This window comes from Chryseobacterium herbae (assembly GCF_025154075.1).
GTDB classification, from domain to species: Bacteria; Bacteroidota; Bacteroidia; order Flavobacteriales; family Weeksellaceae; genus Chryseobacterium; species Chryseobacterium herbae.
In genome coordinates this window covers 178,972-199,500 of record NZ_JAOAMU010000004.1, presented here as the reverse complement: position 1 = coordinate 199,500, position 20,529 = coordinate 178,972, and the positions used below count along the sequence as shown (strand labels likewise).

Annotated in this window: 13 protein-coding genes; 5 read left to right on the top strand and 8 right to left on the bottom strand. The window is 37.4% G+C overall.

What is annotated here, in order from left to right; genetic code table 11:
* Positions 1-20: 20 nt before the first annotated feature.
* Positions 21-944, top strand: a complete 924-nt coding sequence (gene ctlX / locus N0B48_RS13945) for a citrulline utilization hydrolase CtlX (RefSeq protein ID WP_259839397.1) — start codon at positions 21-23, stop codon at positions 942-944.
* Between the two features lie 136 nt (positions 945-1,080).
* Complete coding sequence (locus N0B48_RS13940) at positions 1,081-2,835, top strand: discoidin domain-containing protein (RefSeq protein ID WP_259839396.1); 1,755 nt, start codon at positions 1,081-1,083, stop codon at positions 2,833-2,835.
* A 452-nt stretch (positions 2,836-3,287) separates the two neighbouring features.
* Here N0B48_RS13940 and N0B48_RS13935 read toward each other — a convergent pair whose 3' ends face one another.
* Together N0B48_RS13935 and N0B48_RS13930 are read right to left on the bottom strand one after the other, a co-directional pair.
* Positions 3,288-3,959: a hypothetical protein gene (locus N0B48_RS13935; protein ID WP_259839395.1), complete on the bottom strand. Its 672-nt coding sequence runs from the start codon at positions 3,957-3,959 to the stop codon at positions 3,288-3,290.
* 330 nt (positions 3,960-4,289) lie between these two features.
* The gene (locus tag N0B48_RS13930) at positions 4,290-5,150 is read right to left on the bottom strand and encodes an alpha/beta hydrolase (RefSeq protein ID WP_259839394.1); all 861 of its coding nucleotides are present in this window, start codon (positions 5,148-5,150) and stop codon (positions 4,290-4,292) included.
* Between the two features lie 229 nt (positions 5,151-5,379).
* Here N0B48_RS13930 and N0B48_RS13925 point away from each other — a divergent pair, with 229 nt between their 5' ends.
* Positions 5,380-7,713 carry a TonB-dependent siderophore receptor gene (locus N0B48_RS13925; RefSeq protein WP_259839393.1) on the top strand — a complete coding sequence of 778 codons (2,334 nt, stop codon included), beginning with the start codon at positions 5,380-5,382 and terminating at the stop codon, positions 7,711-7,713.
* A gap of 545 nt (positions 7,714-8,258) precedes the next feature.
* Here the strand turns inward: N0B48_RS13925 and N0B48_RS13920 are convergent.
* Positions 8,259-10,514: a TonB-dependent receptor domain-containing protein gene (locus N0B48_RS13920; protein ID WP_259839392.1), complete on the bottom strand. Its 2,256-nt coding sequence runs from the start codon at positions 10,512-10,514 to the stop codon at positions 8,259-8,261.
* A gap of 72 nt (positions 10,515-10,586) precedes the next feature.
* On the bottom strand, positions 10,587-12,842 hold the full coding sequence (locus tag N0B48_RS13915; protein ID WP_259839391.1) for an outer membrane beta-barrel family protein: 2,256 nt from the start codon (positions 12,840-12,842) through the stop codon (positions 10,587-10,589).
* Positions 12,843-13,168: 326 nt separating this feature from the next.
* On the opposite strand from N0B48_RS13915, the gene N0B48_RS13910 reads away from it, so the two are divergent.
* Positions 13,169-14,947 carry a carboxypeptidase-like regulatory domain-containing protein gene (locus N0B48_RS13910; RefSeq protein ID WP_259839390.1) on the top strand — a complete coding sequence of 593 codons (1,779 nt, stop codon included), beginning with the start codon at positions 13,169-13,171 and terminating at the stop codon, positions 14,945-14,947.
* 59 nt (positions 14,948-15,006) lie between these two features.
* Here N0B48_RS13910 and N0B48_RS13905 read toward each other — a convergent pair whose 3' ends face one another.
* From N0B48_RS13905 to recJ, 3 genes are all read right to left on the bottom strand, one after another.
* Complete coding sequence (locus N0B48_RS13905) at positions 15,007-15,345, bottom strand: DUF3817 domain-containing protein (protein ID WP_259839389.1); 339 nt, start codon at positions 15,343-15,345, stop codon at positions 15,007-15,009.
* A gap of 83 nt (positions 15,346-15,428) precedes the next feature.
* Positions 15,429-16,013, bottom strand: coding sequence for a nicotinate (nicotinamide) nucleotide adenylyltransferase (gene nadD, locus N0B48_RS13900; RefSeq protein WP_259839387.1), 585 nt, complete (start codon positions 16,011-16,013; stop codon positions 15,429-15,431).
* A gap of 51 nt (positions 16,014-16,064) precedes the next feature.
* Entirely contained in the window at positions 16,065-17,777 is a 1,713-nt protein-coding gene (gene recJ, locus N0B48_RS13895; RefSeq protein ID WP_259839385.1) for a single-stranded-DNA-specific exonuclease RecJ, read from the bottom strand.
* 110 nt (positions 17,778-17,887) lie between these two features.
* Between recJ and N0B48_RS13890 the strand changes: the two genes are divergently transcribed.
* A complete protein-coding gene (locus N0B48_RS13890; protein ID WP_259839383.1) occupies positions 17,888-18,700 on the top strand; it encodes a M48 family metallopeptidase in 813 nt (270 codons plus the stop codon).
* A gap of 83 nt (positions 18,701-18,783) precedes the next feature.
* Here N0B48_RS13890 and N0B48_RS13885 read toward each other — a convergent pair whose 3' ends face one another.
* The gene (locus tag N0B48_RS13885) at positions 18,784-20,406 is read right to left on the bottom strand and encodes an ABC-F family ATP-binding cassette domain-containing protein (protein ID WP_259839381.1); all 1,623 of its coding nucleotides are present in this window, start codon (positions 20,404-20,406) and stop codon (positions 18,784-18,786) included.
* Between the last annotated feature and the right edge of the window lie 123 nt (positions 20,407-20,529).

Sequence of the window (20,529 nt, the reverse complement as noted above, 5' to 3'; positions counted from 1 at the left end):
CACCCTCAAACTTATAAACAATGCAAACAACAGATACAGTATTAATGATAGAGCCGATTGCATTCGGCTACAACGCTGAAACGGCGAAAAACAATTACTTTCAGGTAGAACAGAAAGGTTCTGATATTCAATCCAAGGCTTTGGAGGAATTCAACAGTTTTGTTGGAAAGCTGAGAAGCAAAGGAGTGAATGTCATTACCATAAAAGATACACTGGATCCTCACACACCGGATTCTATTTTCCCGAATAACTGGGTAAGTTTCCATAAAGACGGAAAAGTAGTTCTATATCCGATGTTCGCTTCCAACAGAAGAGTGGAAAGAAGAGAAGATATTCTTGAAACGATAAAAAGTCAGGGATTTGAATTGACGGAAATTGATGACTGGTCTTTACCGGAAACTCAGGGGCATTTCCTCGAAGGAACAGGAAGTATGATCTTCGATCATGACAAAAAAATCGCTTACGGTTCTGTTTCCTTAAGACTTGATGAAAAATTATTCAGAGAATTCTGTGAGAAATACGGATTTACACCGATTGTTTTTCATTCTTATCAGACTGTAGGAACGGAAAGACTTCCTATTTATCACACCAATGTTATGATGTGTGTAGCAGACCAATTTGTCGTAATCTGTTTAGACTGTATCGATGATGAACTGGAAAGAGAAAAGGTGATTGAAACCATCAAAAACTCAGGAAAAGAAATTATTGAAATTTCAGAAGAGCAAATGCAGCAATTTGCGGGAAATATGCTTCAGGTTCAGAATAAAGACGGACAGAAATTCCTGGTGATGAGCCAGACTGCCTATCAGTCTTTGACCTCTGAGCAGGTAGCCGCTATTGAAAAATACTGTGAGATCATTTACTCAGATCTGAATACGATTGAAGTGAATGGTGGAGGAAGCGCAAGATGTATGCTTGCTGAGGTTTTCCTTCCGAAAAAATAGTTGAACAAGATTCTATTAAAATATATTTCCGGCCTTGTCTCAGGGCCGGAATTTTTTTGACCCGTTTCATTTATTCAAATTGAGACAAAAGACAAAAAAGTTGCCTAAATTTGTTCATTAAGCAAAAATTATGAAGATGCAGCAGTATTTTTTAGCATTCGCTGTTCTGTTCGGGATGTTTGTGGGCGCCCAGCAGAAAACGTTCTGTAACCCGATTAACATCGATTATGGCTATACACCTTTCGAAGTTTTTTCAAAACAGGGGAAACACCGTGCAACAGCAGATCCTGTGATCGTTAATTTTAAAAATAAATTATTCCTGTTCTCCACCAACCAGGAAGGATACTGGTACAGCGATGATATGCTGGACTGGAAATTTGTGAAAAGAAAATTCCTCAGAGACAATAAATACATCCATGACCTGAATGCTCCGGCAGTCTGGGCGATGAAAGATACGCTCTATGTGTACGGATCTACCTGGGAACAGGATTTCCCGATCTGGAAAAGTACCAATCCTACCAAAGACGACTGGAAAATTGCAGTGGATACTTTAAAAGTGGGAGCGTGGGATCCGGCTTTCCATTATGATGAAGATAAAAATAAATTATACCTGTACTGGGGATCCAGCAACGAATGGCCGTTACTGGGAACTGAAGTGAAAGTGAAAACCCTGCAGTCCGAAGGTTTTACAAAGCCCATTATCAGGCTGAAACCGGAAGATCACGGTTGGGAAAGATTCGGGGAATATAATGATAATGTTTTCCTTCAGCCTTTTGTAGAAGGAGCGTGGATGACGAAGCATAATGGGAAATATTATATGCAGTACGGTGCTCCCGCTACTGAATTCAGTGGATATTCCGATGGAGTTTATGTAAGTAAAAATCCACTGGAAGGTTTTGAATACCAGCAGCACAATCCTTTTTCCTACAAGCCCGGTGGTTTTGCGAGAGGGGCGGGACATGGGGCTACATTTGAAGACAATTACAAAAACTGGTGGCATATTTCAACAATTTTTATTTCCACTAAAAATAATTTTGAAAGAAGACTGGGGATCTGGCCTGCTGGATTTGATAAAGATGATGTGATGTACACCAATACGGCTTACGGAGATTATCCGACCTTCCTTCCGCAGTTTGCTCAGGGAAAAGATTTTTCAAAAGGACTTTTTGCAGGATGGATGCTCTTAAATTATAATAAACCCGTTCAGGTTTCCTCTACATTAGGAGGTTATCAGCCGAACTTAGCGGTAGATGAAGATATCAAGACGTATTGGAGTGCAAAAACAGGAAATTCAGGAGAATGGTTTCAGACTGACCTTGGAGAAGTTTCCACGATCAATGCGATTCAGATCAATTATGCCGATCAGGATGCTGAATTTATGGGGAAAACGCTGGGAAAAATGCATCAGTACAAAATCTATGGTTCCAATGACGGTAAAAAATGGAATATGGTTGTGGATAAAAGTAAAAATACCAAAGATGTTCCCCACGATTATGTAGAACTGGAAAAACCGGCACAGGCCAGATTCCTGAAAATGGAAAACCTGAAAATGCCTACCGGAAAATTTGCATTAAGCGGGTTCAGGGTATTTGGAAAAGGTGCAGGAGAAAAGCCAAAGAAGGTGGAAGGATTTGTTCCTTTAAGATCCGAACCTAAAAAATTCGGTGAAAGAAGAAGCATCTGGATGAAGTGGCAGCAGAACCAGGATGCAGACGGATATGTGATCTATTGGGGAAAATCTCCCGATAAATTGTACGGAAGCATCATGGTATACGGAAAGAACGAATATTTCTTCACCGGAGCCGATAGAGCCGACTCTTACTATTTCCAGATCGAAGCTTTCAATGCGAATGGAGTTTCTGAGAGAACGGATGTTGTAAAATCTGAATGAGAACAAAGAATAAAGAATAAAGAATAAAGAATAAAGAATAAAGAGTAAAGAGTAAAGAGTAAAGAGTAAAGAGTAAAGAGTAAAGATTCCAATTATACACTAGATTGGGATAAGAAAATTCAGATGATAAGACTGAAAAATACAGCTTAGAATTATTTTTTTCCTTTAATAAGGTTCAAGACATTAATAAACTGACAGGTATTTCTAGATGGCTTCCTCTATATTCAATAGCAGCGGGCTTCAGCCCGCTTACAAGATATACGCATTGATAAAGGCTTTAGCCAAAACTTTTGCACTAGAATTTTCCAATAATTAATATCTCAAATCTTTGAAGTGATTTATTATACTTCACAAACTTAATAGAATGCCCTTACAAAGTAATATGCTTTTTAAGGGCATTTTTATGGAAAATCAAAATACCATTCAGCTGTTTCAAAATTGCATCAATAATTTTATTGCTCCTTGAATTTTTCAGTTAAAACCTTTTTATAGTAGTCTTGGCCGGGATCATTGATGTGCTCAAGATAATCGTATTCTTTTTGAAAATACAATCTTTGACAGTTTTGAGGCATATATTGGTTGATAGCATCTGAATCTGTATGCTCAACAATAGGATAAGTTGGGAACTCAACTTGTAGCAACTCTTTATTTTTCGCTAATATTTCGATGACATTATACTGATAAGCACTGTTACAGCTGTACTGTGCAATATCTGATTCTATATATTTTTTATAGTAATAGTTAAGGGCTTGCTGGGTAAATGCTTTGTCCTTCCGGGAATTCACGGTGGTAAGTAGGGTATAAAGCCAATTGTATTTTATATGATTTTTTAATTTTTTGGTGGAACTCTTATCCTCAGGAGAAACAAGTACAGCAGACAATTTTACTTTCTTCAAAATACTCGAAAGAAATATTTCTGAAGTGTTTTTTAATTCTCCGATATTCTTCTTGTTAATAGTGTTTAGATAGTCTCTCATTTTCCCGAAAGTTTCCACGTTCAGTTTTTGATTAAGGTATTCATGGGTGTCGGCCTGGTCTCCAGAATAAGAAATGATATTGCCCTGTTTTAGGGTGATGGTGAGCTTTTCCGTTGGTTCGAGGAATATCAGTATGGATCTGTTCATATTTTGAGAGCCTGTAACTGATATTCTGTTTGCTATATTTGAAAACTCCTTTTTGTCCCCATCGTTTATTATCACTGCTTTTTTACCATTCTGTACAGTAAAAGGTTCAGTGGTATTATTAACGAGGGTAAGCTTTTGAGCAGATAATGCTGAAAAACAAAAAAAGAGGATGTAAAATATCCCCTGAGTTAAAAATGAATGCTTCATATTTTTACTATAAACCTATGTGGAAATTCTGAGATTTTATTTAATCATTACATTGATTAAACAATAATAATGGTTAAAAAAGGTCTGTAAATATAGAAATATAATTCATAAGTGCGGGAGTTTTTATAATGTAACAGACTGTTTGAGAAAAACAGCAATTTTATCAATCAAAAACTGATCATTAGGCGCTTTGTCCCAATCCAGATGCCCGCCGTTAAATTCATAGCTTTCGTGGCTTACCTTGTTTTGAGTGAAAACAGAATCCAGTCTTCTCTTTTGAGATAAAGGAATAACCTGATCTCTGTTTCCATAATAGGAGAGCGTAGGAACAGAAGCAGAATCCACCCAGTTGATCGGACTTGCAAAAGAGGTTGCAGACATCCCGGGAGCAACTGCTTTGGGATTGACCAGATAGTTTTTGACAAATGAATAATCCACATATTTTTCAAAGCCCGGATCTGATAAATCAGAGGGTCCTACAATATTCACCACAGCTTTTACTCTTTTTTTAGCATCAAAATGATAAGCATACAACATTGATAAATGAGCACCGGCACTGTTTCCAAGCAGGATGAACTTAGGATGATACTTCAGTTTTTTCTCTATATATTGGACTGCATTTTCAATATCATTCGTTTGGTTGGGAATCCCGGAACTTGTAGCGGTTGCGAGTCTGTAATTGAGATTGACGAAAATATAATCCGGAAATTTTTTCATCATCGAAAGGGTAAAGAAGGTCAGTTGTGACTTATCTCCACCGCGCCAGCCTCCGCCATGAATAATGATGAAAACATCTTTCCTTTTTGAAGGTTCCTGATGAGGTAAATAAAGGTCCATCACCTGCTCGCGATCATTTCCGTAATAAACGTTTTCCTCTTTCTGGAAACTGATGTTTTTTCCCAGCTTCACTGTCTTTTCTTTACAGCTGAAAATAAGAAGTACAATGACCAGGCATTTCACAATAGGGATCATATAATTTTTCATCAATTGAAAAAAGGTTAAAGATTAGACATTTCTGAATTTAAGATATGAAATATAAACGATAATTTTCATACTGTGTGTGAGTTATATTTTGAATGGAAGTCAAGTGATAAAATCGAAATTTTAGAGTTATCCTGATTTATCTTTCATATGATTTTAATCAATAAAGGGAATTATTATTTTTACTTAGTATAAATAAAGCGATAGATTTGCATCTGAAAAAATTTACTGAATGAAATTTATAGTTACTATAGTCTTCCTTTTCGGAGGTTTAGGATGGGCCCTTGCCCAGAACTCGGGGAATATATCCGGGGTTCTGAAACAACACAACGGGGAAGTGCTCCGTGAAGCAACGGTGGAACTGGTGGAGATCAATAAGCACACACTTACCGATCAGGACGGAAAATTCAGCTTTGAACATCTTACCAACGGTGATTATCACATTAGAATCCAGGTGATTGGTTCAGCAGAAAAAACTATTGAAGTAAAGGTCGTACAAAATGAACCTGCTGTGGTGAATTATCAACTCGAAAAAGAAAATATCTCCGCGATACAGGAAATTACATTGTCTACTGTTACTAACAAGTTTTCTAAAAAGGAAAGCCCTTATGTATCGAAGCTTCCTTTAAAAAATATAGAAACTCCTCAGGTTTATATCAGCGTTCCTAAAGAACTGATCCAGGAACAGATTGCAGTGAATCTGGGAAGCATTTCCAAAAATATTCCTGGTGCTGGTATTCCAATGCTGGCTAATCAAGGGCGTGTGACGTTTCTTTCCCGCGGATTTACTACAGAGCCTATGGTGAGAAACGGAATTTCAGGATTTGCTTATACGACAATCGATCCGGCCAATCTTGAAAAAATTGAGGCTATCAAAGGACCTTCTGCTACATTATTCGGTTCCAATCTTTCTACGTATGGAGGTTTATTTAACAGGGTGACGAAAAAACCATACAACGGTTTTGGAGGGGAAGTATCTTTCACAGCCGGAAACTGGAATTATAACAGGTTTACAGTGGATGTAAACACACCCGTGAATAAGGATAAAACAGTTCTTTTCAGATTAAACGGAGCGACTACTTTTCAAAAGAGTTTCCAGGATCTGGGTTTCAGCAACGCGATTTCTATTGCTCCCTCTATTTCGTATCAGATCAATGACAGACTTTCTCTTTTATTCGATATTGAATACGGTCATGAAAAAGCGACATCTGTAGTAAGATTCAATCCTTTCCTTGGAAGTAATAAAGTACAGTCCATCGCAGATATGGGATTCCCATACAACAGACTTTTCGGAAGCAACGGCATTCCGTATGAAACAGAAATGATGAACATTTTTGCTCAGATGAACTATAAAATCTCTGACAGCTGGACTTCACAGACTCTTGTATCGCGTGCAAAATCTACCATCGATGGCTATATTACCGCTATTAATGGAACTTCAGATACCATGGCAAGATTACAGGTAATGAAAGGAAATACCAATTTCATTGCCACCAACATCCAGCAGAACTTTATCGGAGATTTCCAGATTTTAGGACACCGAAACAGAATGATCGTTGGTTTGGACTATTACAACAACGCCAACAGTTTTGACAGAGTAACCATCAACGGGGCTCCTTTTGATTTTACAGGAACTGCGCCTTATGCTGTTAATCAGGATGCCATTAATAATCTAGCAGCATCAGGAACTCCGAGGATTGAAAAGAACGGAGATAACAGCTATGCCGTTTATGTATCGGATGTTTTCAATATTACAGACCGTTTTCTGGCGATGGTAAGCTTAAGAGCAGACCGTTATCAGAATATGGGCGTGACCAATATTGCTCAGAATATAACGACCGGAGATTATTGGCAGACGAACTTTTCTCCCAAATTCGGATTAGTGTATGAAGTGATCAAGGATAAAGTTTCGGTTTTCGGAAATTATATGAACGGATTTACGAATAAAGGCGGATCTGATATTTCCGGAAATACTTTTAAACCTGAACAAGCCAATCAGAAGGAATTTGGAGTGAAAGGAGACTTATTTGGGCACAGACTTGTAGGAACGATCAGTTATTATGATATTGATGTTAAAAATATGGTGCGTCAGGATCCTGTGAATTCTTTGTTTTCTATTCAGGACGGAGGTCAGAGAAGCAAAGGTTTCGAAGTGGAATTTACAGCCAATCCTGTAAAAGGGTTTAATATCATCGCGGGATATGCATACAACGACAGCAAAATGATAAAAGCTGATGCAAAGGTAGACGGGCTGCGTCCTGCACTTTCAGGGCCTTCCAATTTATATAACCTTTGGATGAGCTATCAGATGATGAGCGGACAGCTGAAAGGCTTGGGAATTGGTTTCGGTGGAAATAAAGGAAATCATTCTTTCCAAACCAATACTACGACGGCAAAAGTGATCATACCTGCATACACCACTTTGGATGCTACTTTATTTTATGATCACAAAAATTTCAGAGCAGGAATTAAAGTGAATAATTTAACGAATGAAAAAACCTGGTCTGTAAGATTGACGCCACAAAATCCTACACAGGTTCTGGGAAGCATTGCTTATAAATTTTAAAAATATAATTAATCTGAGTTCGTGATAAGAAAATTAAGATTGAGGTACCGAAAGTTACGGAGTACGGGTTTGAGCGAATTATGAGTTTTAAATGATGAGTTATAAGTTTCAAGGGTAAGAAATACGGAATTTGGGATTTGAAATTATATGGTATCACCTGCAAAACTTAGGGAAGCTTTTTTTTTCCCACGTAAAGCTTCATTTTGTTAACGTTTAGTTTTGAGGAAGGCAAAGACTGCGACTGCGTCACTGGTAAAGCTATCAGCATAAAACATCCGCTTAATCGAATCAATGAAATTGATTCCGCCTTTGCTTCCCCTAATCAATAGGATAATCAATTTCTTTGCGTCAAAAAAGTTTACCTCTCCCAAAGTTATGAGCTGCTAAAATTCACAAAAAAAGTCTCATATCTGAAATCTGATGTCTGAAATCTAAAACAAATGTCTTATCCCGAACTCAGGTTAATAGATTAATCATCAGTAAAAACCCGCCTGAAATACCGGCGGGTTACCACAAAAATAGTTAATATGAAGAAAGATAGTCTCTTATCTTGTTCTGCTTTTAATGGCATCTGATGCCCCTTCGATGTCTCTTACTTTTTTCACTTTCTGATTTCCGAAGTTGTACACAATACTGAATGTCATTCCACGTCTGAACTGATCGTTTTTCACATAATTATAGTTCCCTGATGACTGATAATCTTCAATTTCTACAACATTGGTTCTTAAAACGTCTGTTACATTAAGAGAGAAAGTCCAGTCGTTCCAGTTTTTCTTGATGCTCAGATCTAAACTCATCAGGTTTTTCAACATTCCCAGCTCGATCTGCTGTTTGTCTACGTAGAAATAGTTGACCCCCAGAAACCACGTTTTCTTTTTGTCCAGACGGATCGTGTTGTTCGATTGAATCACCATACTGGTAGATTTGGTTTTATTGATATAGGTATCAAAAACCTGTCCTGTCGTTGGATCCGTATTCAATGTTCCGTTATTGATATTATGCTGAACACCGATATTAAAGTTCGTTGTCAGATACTGCTTGAAAAATGTTTTCTGCATTCCCAGCATGGCAGACATTTCCTGCTTGTCACCGAAGTTGGTTCTGATATAAGCTAATTGTCTGTAGGCAACACCATCTCTTACGATCTCTCTCTGTAAAGGAACCTGAGTAATAATGTCCTTGAAATACGAGTGGTTTAAGATTAAAAAGTATGAACTTTTAAACATATACGTTAGCTCCTGATTATATGTAGAAGATGACTTTACAAATGGATTATTCTGAGTGTAATTATCCTGAGTAAGGATGTTCTTTACCGGATTTAATTCCCAGAAGCTCGGTCTGCGCATTCTGCTTGAAAAGGCGTATGAGATGTTATTCTTGTCATTAATGGTATAATTGAAGCTTAAATAAGGCAGGAAGTTATTGTAATTTCTTTCAATCTCCTGATATGGGGCTTCTGTGTTCTGTGGATTGTCAGATGTTCCTAAGCTTTTGGTGATTTCATATCTTGCACCTACTTTTCCTGAAAGTTTATCGGAAAACTTTTTTTCAAGAGTTAAATACACCCCATAAATACTTTCATCATAGATAAAGTGATTGAAATCGGGTTTTGTAGCAATAAGATTTCCGTTTCCATTGTAGGAATAGCTATAATTTTTGGTATCATTATCTGTTTTCGTTTTATTGAAATTCCCGCCTAGAGAAGCAGTGAAATCATTTTTAAACTTCTGAATATAATCTACCGTCCCTGAAAAGTTATTGATGACCTGAGGAATGTCCTGGGTAATTTTTTGACGTAATAATGAAAAGTCATTTAAAGTTCCCGGAACTAAAGTCCTGTTATCGGAAAACTGAAATCTTCTGTAGTTCAGATAAGCTGCATTCACATTCAATTTACTGCCCAGAGAGTCTGTTTTTAATTCATAGTTTAAGTTCAGGGAATTGTTGTAATAATGCGCATCTTCTCTATTTTGAGACTTATTTTGTTCACTTGATTTAAAACTTCCGTCAGCATTATAGTTACTTAATGTATTCAGTAAATCTACCGTTGAGTCATTACTTTTGTTGTACCATGAATTCCAAGTAAGCGCTAAATTACTGTTATCCGTTAATTGATAATCGAAATTTAAATATCCCCCAAGATTTTTATTTGGGTCATTGATGTCACCAACGGATTCATTGGAAATTAAACTGGTTCCGTTTCTTAAAACATACGATTGAGCCTGAATGTTTTCTCCCGTAAAAATATTTCCGCTGATTCCCAGTTTATCCTTTCTGTAATTCAGAGAAAGTGAAGCGCTGGAACCATTGAATTTATTCTGCATATTACTCATCCTCATGTTTCCGTTCAGACCGTCGCTCAGTTTTTTCTTCATCACGATGTTGATGATTCCATCTGAAGATTCTACCTGATATTCACTGCCAGGAACGGTGATAACTTCAATTTTCTGAATGTTTTCTGCCGGGGTACTTTTCAGTAGCTGTACCAGAGATTCTGCATCCATATTGGTTTTTCTTCCGTTGATATAGATCAGAGCATTGTTTTTTCCTGCAATCTTCAGTGTTTTATCGTCTGTTGAAGAAAGTAGGGGAGTCTGTTTCAACAGGTCGAAAGTGGTATTTCCTTTGGCCACCGGTGAAGCGGCAACATCATAGACAAAACGGTCGCTCTGCTTTTTGAAAACCTGCTTCGTAAGTGTGATTCCTTCGATAGATTTTGCTTTTACCGTATCGGATTTCTTTTCCTGAGCAAAAACGATGCTTCCTGATATAGCTGCTGCCAGTATAATGATCTTTTTCATGATTATTCTTATTTAAGTGCCGTTGTGGAACGGATGTGGTTTGTGGTTGTTTTTATTTTTGCGGTCGACTGATTAAGTCCTTGATTTTATAGCATCGTTGGCAGATTTTATTTCTCTTGCCTTTTTCAGTTTCTGGTTCCCAAAATTGTAGGTCACTCCGATGTTCAGAATTCTTGGATATTCGAAGTTGATCACGTTATTGTAACTTCCGTTAGGCTGTATCCCCTGAATGCTGTTATAATTTTGATTAAAGACATCATATACTTCTGCTACAAATGTCCAGTTGCCCATGATTTTCTTTAAGCTCACATCAAAGCTCTGTCTTACACCCAATGTTCCGCTTTCAATTTTCACTTTACTGCCGTAATAGTAATTCACTCCCAGGAACCAGTCTTTATTGGAAGAAAGACGGATGTTGTTGTTAATATTCCCTGAGATGTTGAAGTTTTTGAAATTGATTACATAAGGTTCAACGACTTCCGTATAAAGCGGATCCGGAACTGTAGTAGGGTCTTCCGACACCTTTCCGCTGTAGATATTGTATCCTAAATTCACAGAATAATTGGTCGTCCAGATTTCTTTGAACCATGATTTGTTCATTCCTAAGGTCAGTCCAAACTGTTTGTTATTACCATAATTGGTTCTGATATATCTCAAGAATTTTGTGGTGGCTATTTCTGCGTGTCCACTAGAATCATATACAATATCTCCGTTTTCATCTTTTTTAGGTCCGGTTACACTTCCCTGAAGCGGAATCTGGTTCGATGCATCTTCTACATAATTGAAACTCAGGTTGGCAAAAAATGCATTTTTGTACATATAGCTGATTTCCTGGTTGTAAAACTTAGAAGCCAGTACGAATGGATTGTTCTGCGTATAATTATTAGGCGTGAAATAAGTTCTAGACGGATTCAGTTCCCAGAACCTTGGTCTTCTGATTCTGCTGGAGAAACTATAAGTAAGATTATGATCAGAACTGATGGCGTAGTTCAGGTTAAGATAAGGCAATAGGTTGTTGTAATTTCTGTCAAAACCAGTCTTTCCAAGAATCTCACCATTACTTCTGGTCATCTCATAGCGCGTTCCTATTTTTCCTGAAAATTTATCACTTAGTTTTCTTTCATACGTAATATAAGCGCCTAGGATTCTTTCCTTATAAATGAAGTGATTGGTCTGATTGGCGTCATTGATGATTGCATTGTTAATGATCTTGTCCTGTCTCGTGTCATTATCCGTATTCGTGTGGTTGTAGCTTACTCCCATTAACCATGTGCTGCCTTTAGCCGTTTTTTTCAGATAGTCGATATTCGCGGCATAATTATTAATGATCTGTGGAACAGATTGCTGTAATGCACTGTATTTATTGTCAGGATCAGTATTTAATGGAAAACTTTCGTTGGTACTCATTTTATCCCTGTTGAACCATAAATAAGAAACGTTAGAGGTAAGTTTGCTTCCGATAGAATCTGTTTTTATTTCGTAATTTAAATTGAAAGAGTGGTTTCTTGTCTGTGCATTTTCATTGTTTACAGTCCTGTTGGTAAGCGCTCCGTTTTGCCAGTTTGTAACATCAAGAATTGAATTAAAACTTTTATTATATCGCATGTTGTAGGTAAATCCTAAACTGTGATTTTTATTAAGCTCATAATCAATATTCACGCTTCCACCCACATTTTTATTAGGATCAGAATTGAATCCGAAAGACTCATTTCTGAAAGTGGAATCTCCATTGGATAAAGTATATCTTTCTCTGTCTGTCCAGCTTCCCGTATTGAAGTTTGAATTCACAGACCATTTATTTTTTCTGAAATTGAAAGAAGCTCCGGCAGAAGGATTGTTGTAGTACGCCTGCTCATTATTCATTTTCAATGTTCCGTTGTAGCCGTCATTTTTCTTCTTTTTCATCACAATATTGATAACCCCTTCATTGGATTCTACCTGATATTCACTTCCTGGAGTTGTGATCACTTCTATTTTCTGGATATCTTCAGATGGAGTTCCTTTCAGCATTTCGATCAATGCTTCAGCATCCATATTGGATTTTTTATTGTTGATGTAAATGACCACATCAGATTTTCCCATGATCTTCAGAGATTTTCCGTCGATGCTGGAAATCATTGGAGTCTGTTTCAAAAGATTGAATGTATTCGTTCCCTTTGCAATCGGGGAAGAAGCTACATCATAAACGAAACGGTCACTTTGTTTTTTGAAAACCTGTTTCTTAATATTGACAGCTTCAATATTTTTTACTTTCAGAGTGTCTTTTGCTTGTTGGGCAGCTGCGAGTCCGCTGAAAAATAAGGCGGCAATTAGAATCTGAGTTTTCATAATTATTTTGTTTTAGTTGTTTAATAGCTTGTATGGATGATTATTTAACATTACAAAGATATGTAATAAAAACAGTATCATGCAATACAAAGTACTTAAAATGTTTTTAAATTATATTTAACTATCTGTTTATCAGGTGTTAAAATTTCAAATTAAAAATTCAACTTGTTTTTACTTTCTACATAATTAGACAATTCAATATGAAATTTTGTTACATCAAAGATTGAAAATTCATCAGATTTAAAAAATTTAGAATGAAAAATTGAATAAAAGCCAGATGTATCCTTTTTATGATTAATTTAGTGTAAACCAAAAATTAATAACATATGAGAAAATTTTATCCTCTATTGTTGTTATTATTGTTAATATTTTCATGTAAAAGTGAAACATATTTAGACATTGATGACAACAACTCCACCCCTGAATCTAATTTCAATTTTGGAAACACAGTACAAAGAAACTTTCAGGGAATAGTACTTGATACCAGCGGAAATCCTGTAATCGGAGCCACCGTAACCATCGGAACAAGTACAGCTCAAACCAATTTCAAAGGTTTTTTTACTTTTAAAAACACAGATGTAAAGGAAAACTTTGCCCTTGTGAAAGTGACAAAGTCAGGATTTGTAGACGGTTCAAGAGTAATGGTTCCTACAAGTGGAATCAACCGTGTGAATATTATGATGATCCCTGCAACCACCACCGCAAGTATCAATTCAGGAGCAACTTCTACGGTTTCCTTACCTAACGGAACAAAAGTAAAATTCGACGGAAGTTTCAAAGATGCAAGCGGAACTACCTACAGCGGAAGTGTCAATGTCGCACTGTATAATTTAACATCATCCAATCAGTATCTCACAGAATTAATGCCCGGTTCTCTTCTGGCATCCAACTCAGGTGGAAACGCAAGAATCATGGAAACCTTTGGAATGGTACATGTTCAGCTAACGGGAAGCTCAGGACAAAAATTACAGATTGCAAACGGACATACCGCCGAAATGACGGTTCCAATTGATGCTTCACAAACTTCAACGTCTCCGAATACAATTCCGCTTTGGTCATATGATGAAAATACGGGAATGTGGAAGGAAGAAGGCTCCGCAACGAAGGTTGGGAATACGTATGTAGGAACCGTAAGTCATTTCTCCTGGTGGAATTGTGATGTTCAGTTTCCGCAGGCCATCCTGAAAGTAACGGTGAAAAATCCTGCAGGCTTACCAATGGTCAATACAAAGGTGAGTTTAAAGAGAAGCAGCCAGGCCTATGAAATCTATGGAATCACAGATAATCTGGGTACCGTTTCAGGGATTATTCCAGCCAACGAAACACTTGTTCTTAAAGTATATGACGTGTGTAATACCGTGATTTATACTTCAAATGTAGCCCCTGTGGCAGTGGGAACTACCATGGTATTACCTGATATTACAGTAACCCCGACGGGGAATCAGTATGTCATACAGGGGAATCTGAAAACCTGTGCCAATACGGATGTTACGGGTGGTTATGTGCTTTTAAGACCTGTTGTAGTTGCAAATTATTTTCAGTACACATCAGTTCCGGTAAGCAGTACAGGTAATTTCTCATTTAATGTGTATTCATGTACCGCTAATCCACAATTTATTTTGGAAGGATATGATTATACCAATTTGCAGACTTCAGGAGAAATTCCTTTCACAGCCAATTTACCGGTGATGAATTTTACCAATCTTTCGGTTTGTAATTCAGTGAGTGAATTTATCAGTTATAAAATTGATAATCAAAATGTGAGATATGTTTTGGGAGGGATGTATGCTCAATGGACCGGCCTTACTTCAACGTCTCCCAATATCATTGCAAAGCAATTACGAATTAGTTCTACATCACCTGCAGGAAATTTTTTCATTATGACTCAAAATAATATGCTTGGAGTTCCGGGAAGTTTTACTACGGATTATACTTTTGAGTTTTCCGGAGGATTTTTCACATCTACTACAGGAAATGTCGTAGTTCAGGTGACCAGCTTCAGTGCGGTAGGAGCGTATATTGATTTTACAGTAAACGGAACGTATACAGATACGAACGGAAACCATACTTTTACAGCCAATGGGCATGTACTCAGAGATCTTTAATCTTTATAAATAGCTAAAATAAAAAAGGGCCATTTCGGTCCTTTTTTTATTTCATATTGTTATTCTCTGTCGAAGCGGGCTAATTTTTTGTCTATCCAAATCGTGGCAAAAGGAAAAAATGCTGAAATTAAAGCGAAAACACTGTCTTCGTCATCCCAGGTAAATATTTTTCTTATCGCAGGGAGAAAGATTAAGTAAAGCGTAAAAAATAATCCGTGAATACTGCCAATAGTACTGATATATACAATCGGGACAATACCTTCCGGATCAACGCGTATCCAGATCATTGCTGTGAATAGGAAAAACCATGAAACAGCTTCTGCCAAACAAACCTGCTTAAACCATTTAATTACTTTTTCCTGAGGATATTTTGAGAAAATTTTTTCGAGAAATTCCATGTCTTGATATATAAATTGAAAAATAGCAGGCCGTATTGGAATCTAACTTCTAATTTCTAGCTTCTAATTTCTGATTTGCAAAATTACTTATAAAAACTGCTTCCGTCCAAATATTCAAAGACTTCCGGTGGAAGCATAGGACGTACATTTTTCCCTTCTTTGATCATATTCCTGATCTCTGTAGCAGAAAGTTCAATAACGGGCGCTTTGATCATGGAAATGTTCTCATGCTGCAGATATTCCGAATCTTTCTTCTCCCCATCAAAAACTCTTGGGTACACAATGATATGATGATTCTTGATCAGCAATTCGTAGTTTTTCCATTTATGAAGACTGCTCAGATTATCTTCACCCATAATCAGACTGAAAGAATAATCCGGATATTTTTCATGAAGATAAGTTAGTGTATCAATCGTATAACTTGGCTTGGGAAGTGAAAACTCTACGTTGGAAGCTCTCATTTTAGGATAGCTTTCTACGGCGACCTGAACCATATCCAGCCTGTTATGATCTTTAAGAAGTGATTTTTTATCTTTAAAAGGGTTCTGTGGGCTTACTACAAACCATAACTCATCCATGTCGGTATGCTCCAGAATGTAATTAGCCAGAATTAAATGTCCGATGTGGATCGGATTGAAAGAACCGAAAAATAAGCCGATTTTTTTCATGAGTTGGTAGGTAGCAGATGGCAGGTAAAAGGTTGCAGCTAACAGCAGCTCCTAATCCCTGAATTTAACATCTCTAATATTCAAATAATGGGTTACATTTCCTTTCCAGTGGTTTTCCTCTAAGGTGAAAGCAAGGTCGAAGTTTTTGTTTTTAAAATCTTCCGCATGCTGTCCGAGTTTGAAGCCCACACATTCTATATTTCTTCCGGTAGATTCCTGTTTGATATAAAACTTCAGGTGATTGTTGTCTTTCCCCATTGTTTTCACATAACCGGAAAGCCTCTGGTTTGTGAGCGTAAGGATAGGTTTCATATTGTGAGGTCCGAAAGGTGCCAGTTTTCTGTGGAAATTGATAAACTCACGGTTGATCTCATCCACCTTAATCTCGGAATCAATGGTAACGGAAGGTTCCTGCTGATGTTCCTGGATTTTTTCTGAAACGATCTGTTCAAACTTTATTTTAAAAGCTTCAAACTTATCCTTTTCCATGGAAAGTCCTGCAGCAGCATGGTGTCCACCGAATTTAAGGAAGTATTCAGAACACATATCAAGCGCTTCATGAACATCAAAATCAGAAACAGATCTGGCCGAAGCCACCATTTCTCCATTGTTCCCGTCTGTGAATACCAAAGTCGGTTTATAATAGGTTTCGATAAGCCTTGAGGCCACGATACCAATCACGCCCTTGTTCCAGTCCGGATGGTAAACGATTGTGGAATGTTTGCTCTGTTGCTGCGATTCAATGATCTGGTTTAATGCCGAAAGCGTGGAGTTCATATCGAGCTCACGTCTTTCATCATTCAGATTCATAATGTCACCAACAATCTGATTTGCATGTTTCAGGTTGTCAGAAACCATAAGTTCTACAGCAGCTTTTCCGTGAGAAATTCTTCCCGCCGCATTGATTTTCGGAGCAATTTCAAAAACAATATTTGAAATTTCGAAGTGCGACAGTTTATCTTCCGGAATTAATAATCTTAATCCAAGGTTTCTTGTTTTTCTGAGAACTTTCAGCCCCATTTTAGCAAATACCCTGTTTTCGCCGGTCATTGAAACAATATCCGCAGCAATGGAAATAGCCAGAAGATCGGTAAGCTCAAATAATTCGGCCTCCGGAATTTTATAGATGGTATTCAGTCCCTGGCACAGCTTAAAGCCGACACCACATCCTGAAAGTTCTTTAAAAGGATATCTGCAGTCAATTCTCTTCGGATCTAGAACAGCCGCAGCATCCGGGATCTCGTCACCCGGTAGGTGATGGTCGCAGATGATAAAATCAATGTCTTTTTCTTTGGCGTAGTTGATCATGTCGATAGCCTTGATACCACAGTCTAAAGCAATGATCAGTGAAAAGCCGTTTTCTTTGGCAAAATCAATACCTTCGGTAGAAATTCCGTATCCTTCAGAATTTCTGTCAGGGATGTAATAATCTAAGTATTTTTTCTCAACAATTTTGCTGAGGTAAAGGTACATGACGGCAACAGCAGTAGTTCCATCTACATCATAATCTCCGTAAACCAATATTTTTTCTCCGTTTTCAATGGCGGTGGCAATGCGCTCTACAGCTTTCTGCATATCTGCCATTAAGAACGGACTGTGTATATCGTTGAGGTTAGGTTTGAAGAATTCTCTGGCCTTTTGATAATTGTCAATTCCCCTTAAAACGAGGAGTTTAGATTCAAAAGTACCAAAACCAAGTGACGAACTTAATCTGTCCACAACTTCCTCATCGGGTTCGGGCTTGTAAATCCATTTCTGACTCATTTCACAAAAATAAGGAAAAAAAACAGCATTTTGAAATGATTAAGGATGAACTTGACTTACTGATTGTTAAAAAAAATTATCTATCTTCGCGGTCCAAATTAAAAATGATTATGAAAAAATTAACACTATGCCTTTTATTCTTAGGGGCCATGAATGCTGTATCAGCACAGAAAATCAATCTTGGAAAAGCTGCAGGTATTGTTTCGAAAGGAGCAAAAGCCCTTACTTTTACCAATGAAGACGCAGTGAAACTGTCGAAGGAATCTGTCGATTGGATGGACAAAAACAACGAGGTTGCAGGTCCAAAAGATCCTTATACTGTAAGACTGAACAAACTTTTCGGAAAGCACAAATCTCAGGACGGACTTGCTCTGAACTACAAGGTTTATAAAGTGAAGGATATCAATGCTTTTGCTTGTGCAGACGGAAGTGTACGTGTTTTTTCTTCGTTAATGGATATCATGACGGATGAAGAACTGTTGGCAGTAATCGGACATGAGATCGGGCACGTGAAGAACCAGGACACTAAAGATGCTATTAAATCTGCTTATTTAAAGGCAGCGGCATTGGATGCTGCATCATCAGCTTCTGGAACGGTAGCAGCACTTAGTGAAAGCCAGGTAGGAAAAATGGCCAACGAATTTCTGGATGCTTCTCACAGCAAAAAACAGGAATCTGAAGCAGATACGTATTCTTATGACTTTATGAAAGCGAACAGCTATAACGTGGTAGGAGCGTACTCAGCATTCAAGAAACTGGCTTTGCTTTCTGAAGGAAGCACTCAGACCGGTTTTCAAAAAATGTTCAACTCTCACCCTGATAGCGAAAAAAGAGCTCAGGCTATTAAGAAGAGAGCAGAAAAAGACGGCTTATGGAAAGATCCGGGAACGGTGGCACTTCCTAAAACGAAGCTTACGAAATAATTCAATCTTCATTTAAATAAAAATTCCTCAAAGTTGTCTTTGAGGAATTTTTATTATTGGGAGTTGAATGTAATCTCAATAAATTAAGAATACATTTTTTCTCTGATTTCTTTTACTTTTTTGTCAGCAAGATATTCATCGTAAGTCATTTCTCTGTCGATGATTCCTCCAGGAGTCAACTCGATGATTCTGTTACAGACAGTCTGAAGCATTTCGTGGTCATGAGAAGCTAACAGAAGATTTCCTTTGAAGTTAGACAATGAGTTGTTCAACGTTGTGATACTTTCAAGGTCTAAGTGGTTGGTAGGTTCGTCTAATAAAAGAACGTTGGCTTTCTGAAGCATCATTCTGCTGAACATACATCTCATTTTTTCACCTCCTGAAAGTACTTTACAAGATTTTAGAGCCTCATCACCTGAGAAAAGCATTCTTCCTAAGAATCCTCTTACGAACTCCTCATGACGCTCTTCGTCGTTTTTAGTGAATTGTCTCAACCAATCTACCAGGCTGATATCATCTTGGAAGAATTTTGTATTATCCAAAGGCATATGAGATTGGTTTGTAGTCACTCCCCAAGCCACTGTTCCCTGATCTGCCTGAACATTTCCTGCAAGAATTTCGAAAAATTCTGTGATAGCTAAAGAGCTTTTAGAAAGAACCGCAACTTTATCTCCTTTTTTAAGGTTTAAGTCGATGTTTGAGAATAACAATTCTCCGTCTTTTGTTTTTTCAAGACCTTTTACATCTAAGATCTGATCTCCGGCTTCTCTTTCCATTTCGAAAATAATAGCAGGGTATCTTCTTGAAGATGGCTTAATATCATCGATGTTTAATTTATCGATCATTTTCTTTCTTGCTGTAGCCTGTTTAGCTTTTGCAACGTTGGAGCTGAATCTTGCGATGAAGTCCTGAAGTTCTTTCTTCTTTTCCTCTGCTTTTTTATTAGCCTGAGCTCTTTGTCTTGTTGCAAGCTGAGAAGCCTGATACCAGAAAGTATAGTTACCGGTATAAAGGTTAAGTTTCGCGTAATCTAAATCTCCGACGTGCGTACAAACCGTATCTAAGAAGTGACGGTCGTGAGAAACCACGATTACTGTGTTTTCATAATCTGCAAGGAAATTTTCTAACCAGGCGATCGTTTCAATATCAAGGTCATTCGTAGGTTCATCCAGAATCAATACATCAGGATTTCCAAAAAGAGCCTGTGCCAAAAGAACTTTTACTTTGTCCTGATTTTCAAGCTCGCTCATCATCTGCCAGTGCATGCCATCTTTTACCCCAACATTTGAAAGCATCGTCTGTGCATCAGATTCTGCAGTCCATCCGCCCATTTCATCATAGATTACACCAAGCTCACCCGCTTTAATTCCATCTTCATCAGAGAAGTCTTCTTTAGCATATAAAGAATCCATCTCTTCTTTTATTTCGTATAATTTTTTATTACCTCTTAAAACAGCCTCAAGAACAGTAAATTGATCGTAAGCAAAGTGATCCTGCTCCAAAACTGACATTCTTTTCCCCGGCTCCAAAGATACATGCCCCGTAGTTGGATCCTGCTTTCCTGTTAATATTTTAAGGAATGTAGATTTCCCCGCACCGTTTGCTCCGATAATCCCGTAGCAGTTTCCTTTGGTAAACATAATATTTACCTCGTCAAAAAGAATTCTTTTCCCGAATTGTAAAGATAAGTTAGATACTGTTAACATATAGTTTTGTAAATTTGGCGCAAAATTACGAAAAGAATTTGGGTATTTCGTAATAATGTAATAGTCAAGTTTTTAAATATGAGGTATTTTTTCTATATTTCATTAATGAAATAATACAGAACA

Bases quoted from the DNA above. Each gene is read 5' to 3' on its own strand.
- N0B48_RS13890 (WP_259839383.1), top strand. From the start codon at position 17,888: ATGAAAAAATTAACACTATGCCTTTTATTCTTAGGGGCCATGAATGCT.
- N0B48_RS13915 (WP_259839391.1), bottom strand. From the start codon at position 12,842: ATGAAAACTCAGATTCTAATTGCCGCCTTATTTTTCAGCGGACTCGCA.
- N0B48_RS13920 (WP_259839392.1), bottom strand. From the start codon at position 10,514: ATGAAAAAGATCATTATACTGGCAGCAGCTATATCAGGAAGCATCGTT.
- ctlX (WP_259839397.1), top strand. From the start codon at position 21: ATGCAAACAACAGATACAGTATTAATGATAGAGCCGATTGCATTCGGC.
- N0B48_RS13910 (WP_259839390.1), top strand. From the start codon at position 13,169: ATGAGAAAATTTTATCCTCTATTGTTGTTATTATTGTTAATATTTTCA.
- recJ (WP_259839385.1), bottom strand. From the start codon at position 17,777: ATGAGTCAGAAATGGATTTACAAGCCCGAACCCGATGAGGAAGTTGTG.
- nadD (WP_259839387.1), bottom strand. From the start codon at position 16,013: ATGAAAAAAATCGGCTTATTTTTCGGTTCTTTCAATCCGATCCACATC.
- N0B48_RS13935 (WP_259839395.1), bottom strand. From the start codon at position 3,959: ATGAACAGATCCATACTGATATTCCTCGAACCAACGGAAAAGCTCACC.
- N0B48_RS13905 (WP_259839389.1), bottom strand. From the start codon at position 15,345: ATGGAATTTCTCGAAAAAATTTTCTCAAAATATCCTCAGGAAAAAGTA.
- N0B48_RS13930 (WP_259839394.1), bottom strand. From the start codon at position 5,150: ATGAAAAATTATATGATCCCTATTGTGAAATGCCTGGTCATTGTACTT.
- N0B48_RS13925 (WP_259839393.1), top strand. From the start codon at position 5,380: ATGAAATTTATAGTTACTATAGTCTTCCTTTTCGGAGGTTTAGGATGG.
- N0B48_RS13940 (WP_259839396.1), top strand. From the start codon at position 1,081: ATGCAGCAGTATTTTTTAGCATTCGCTGTTCTGTTCGGGATGTTTGTG.
- N0B48_RS13885 (WP_259839381.1), bottom strand. From the start codon at position 20,406: ATGTTAACAGTATCTAACTTATCTTTACAATTCGGGAAAAGAATTCTT.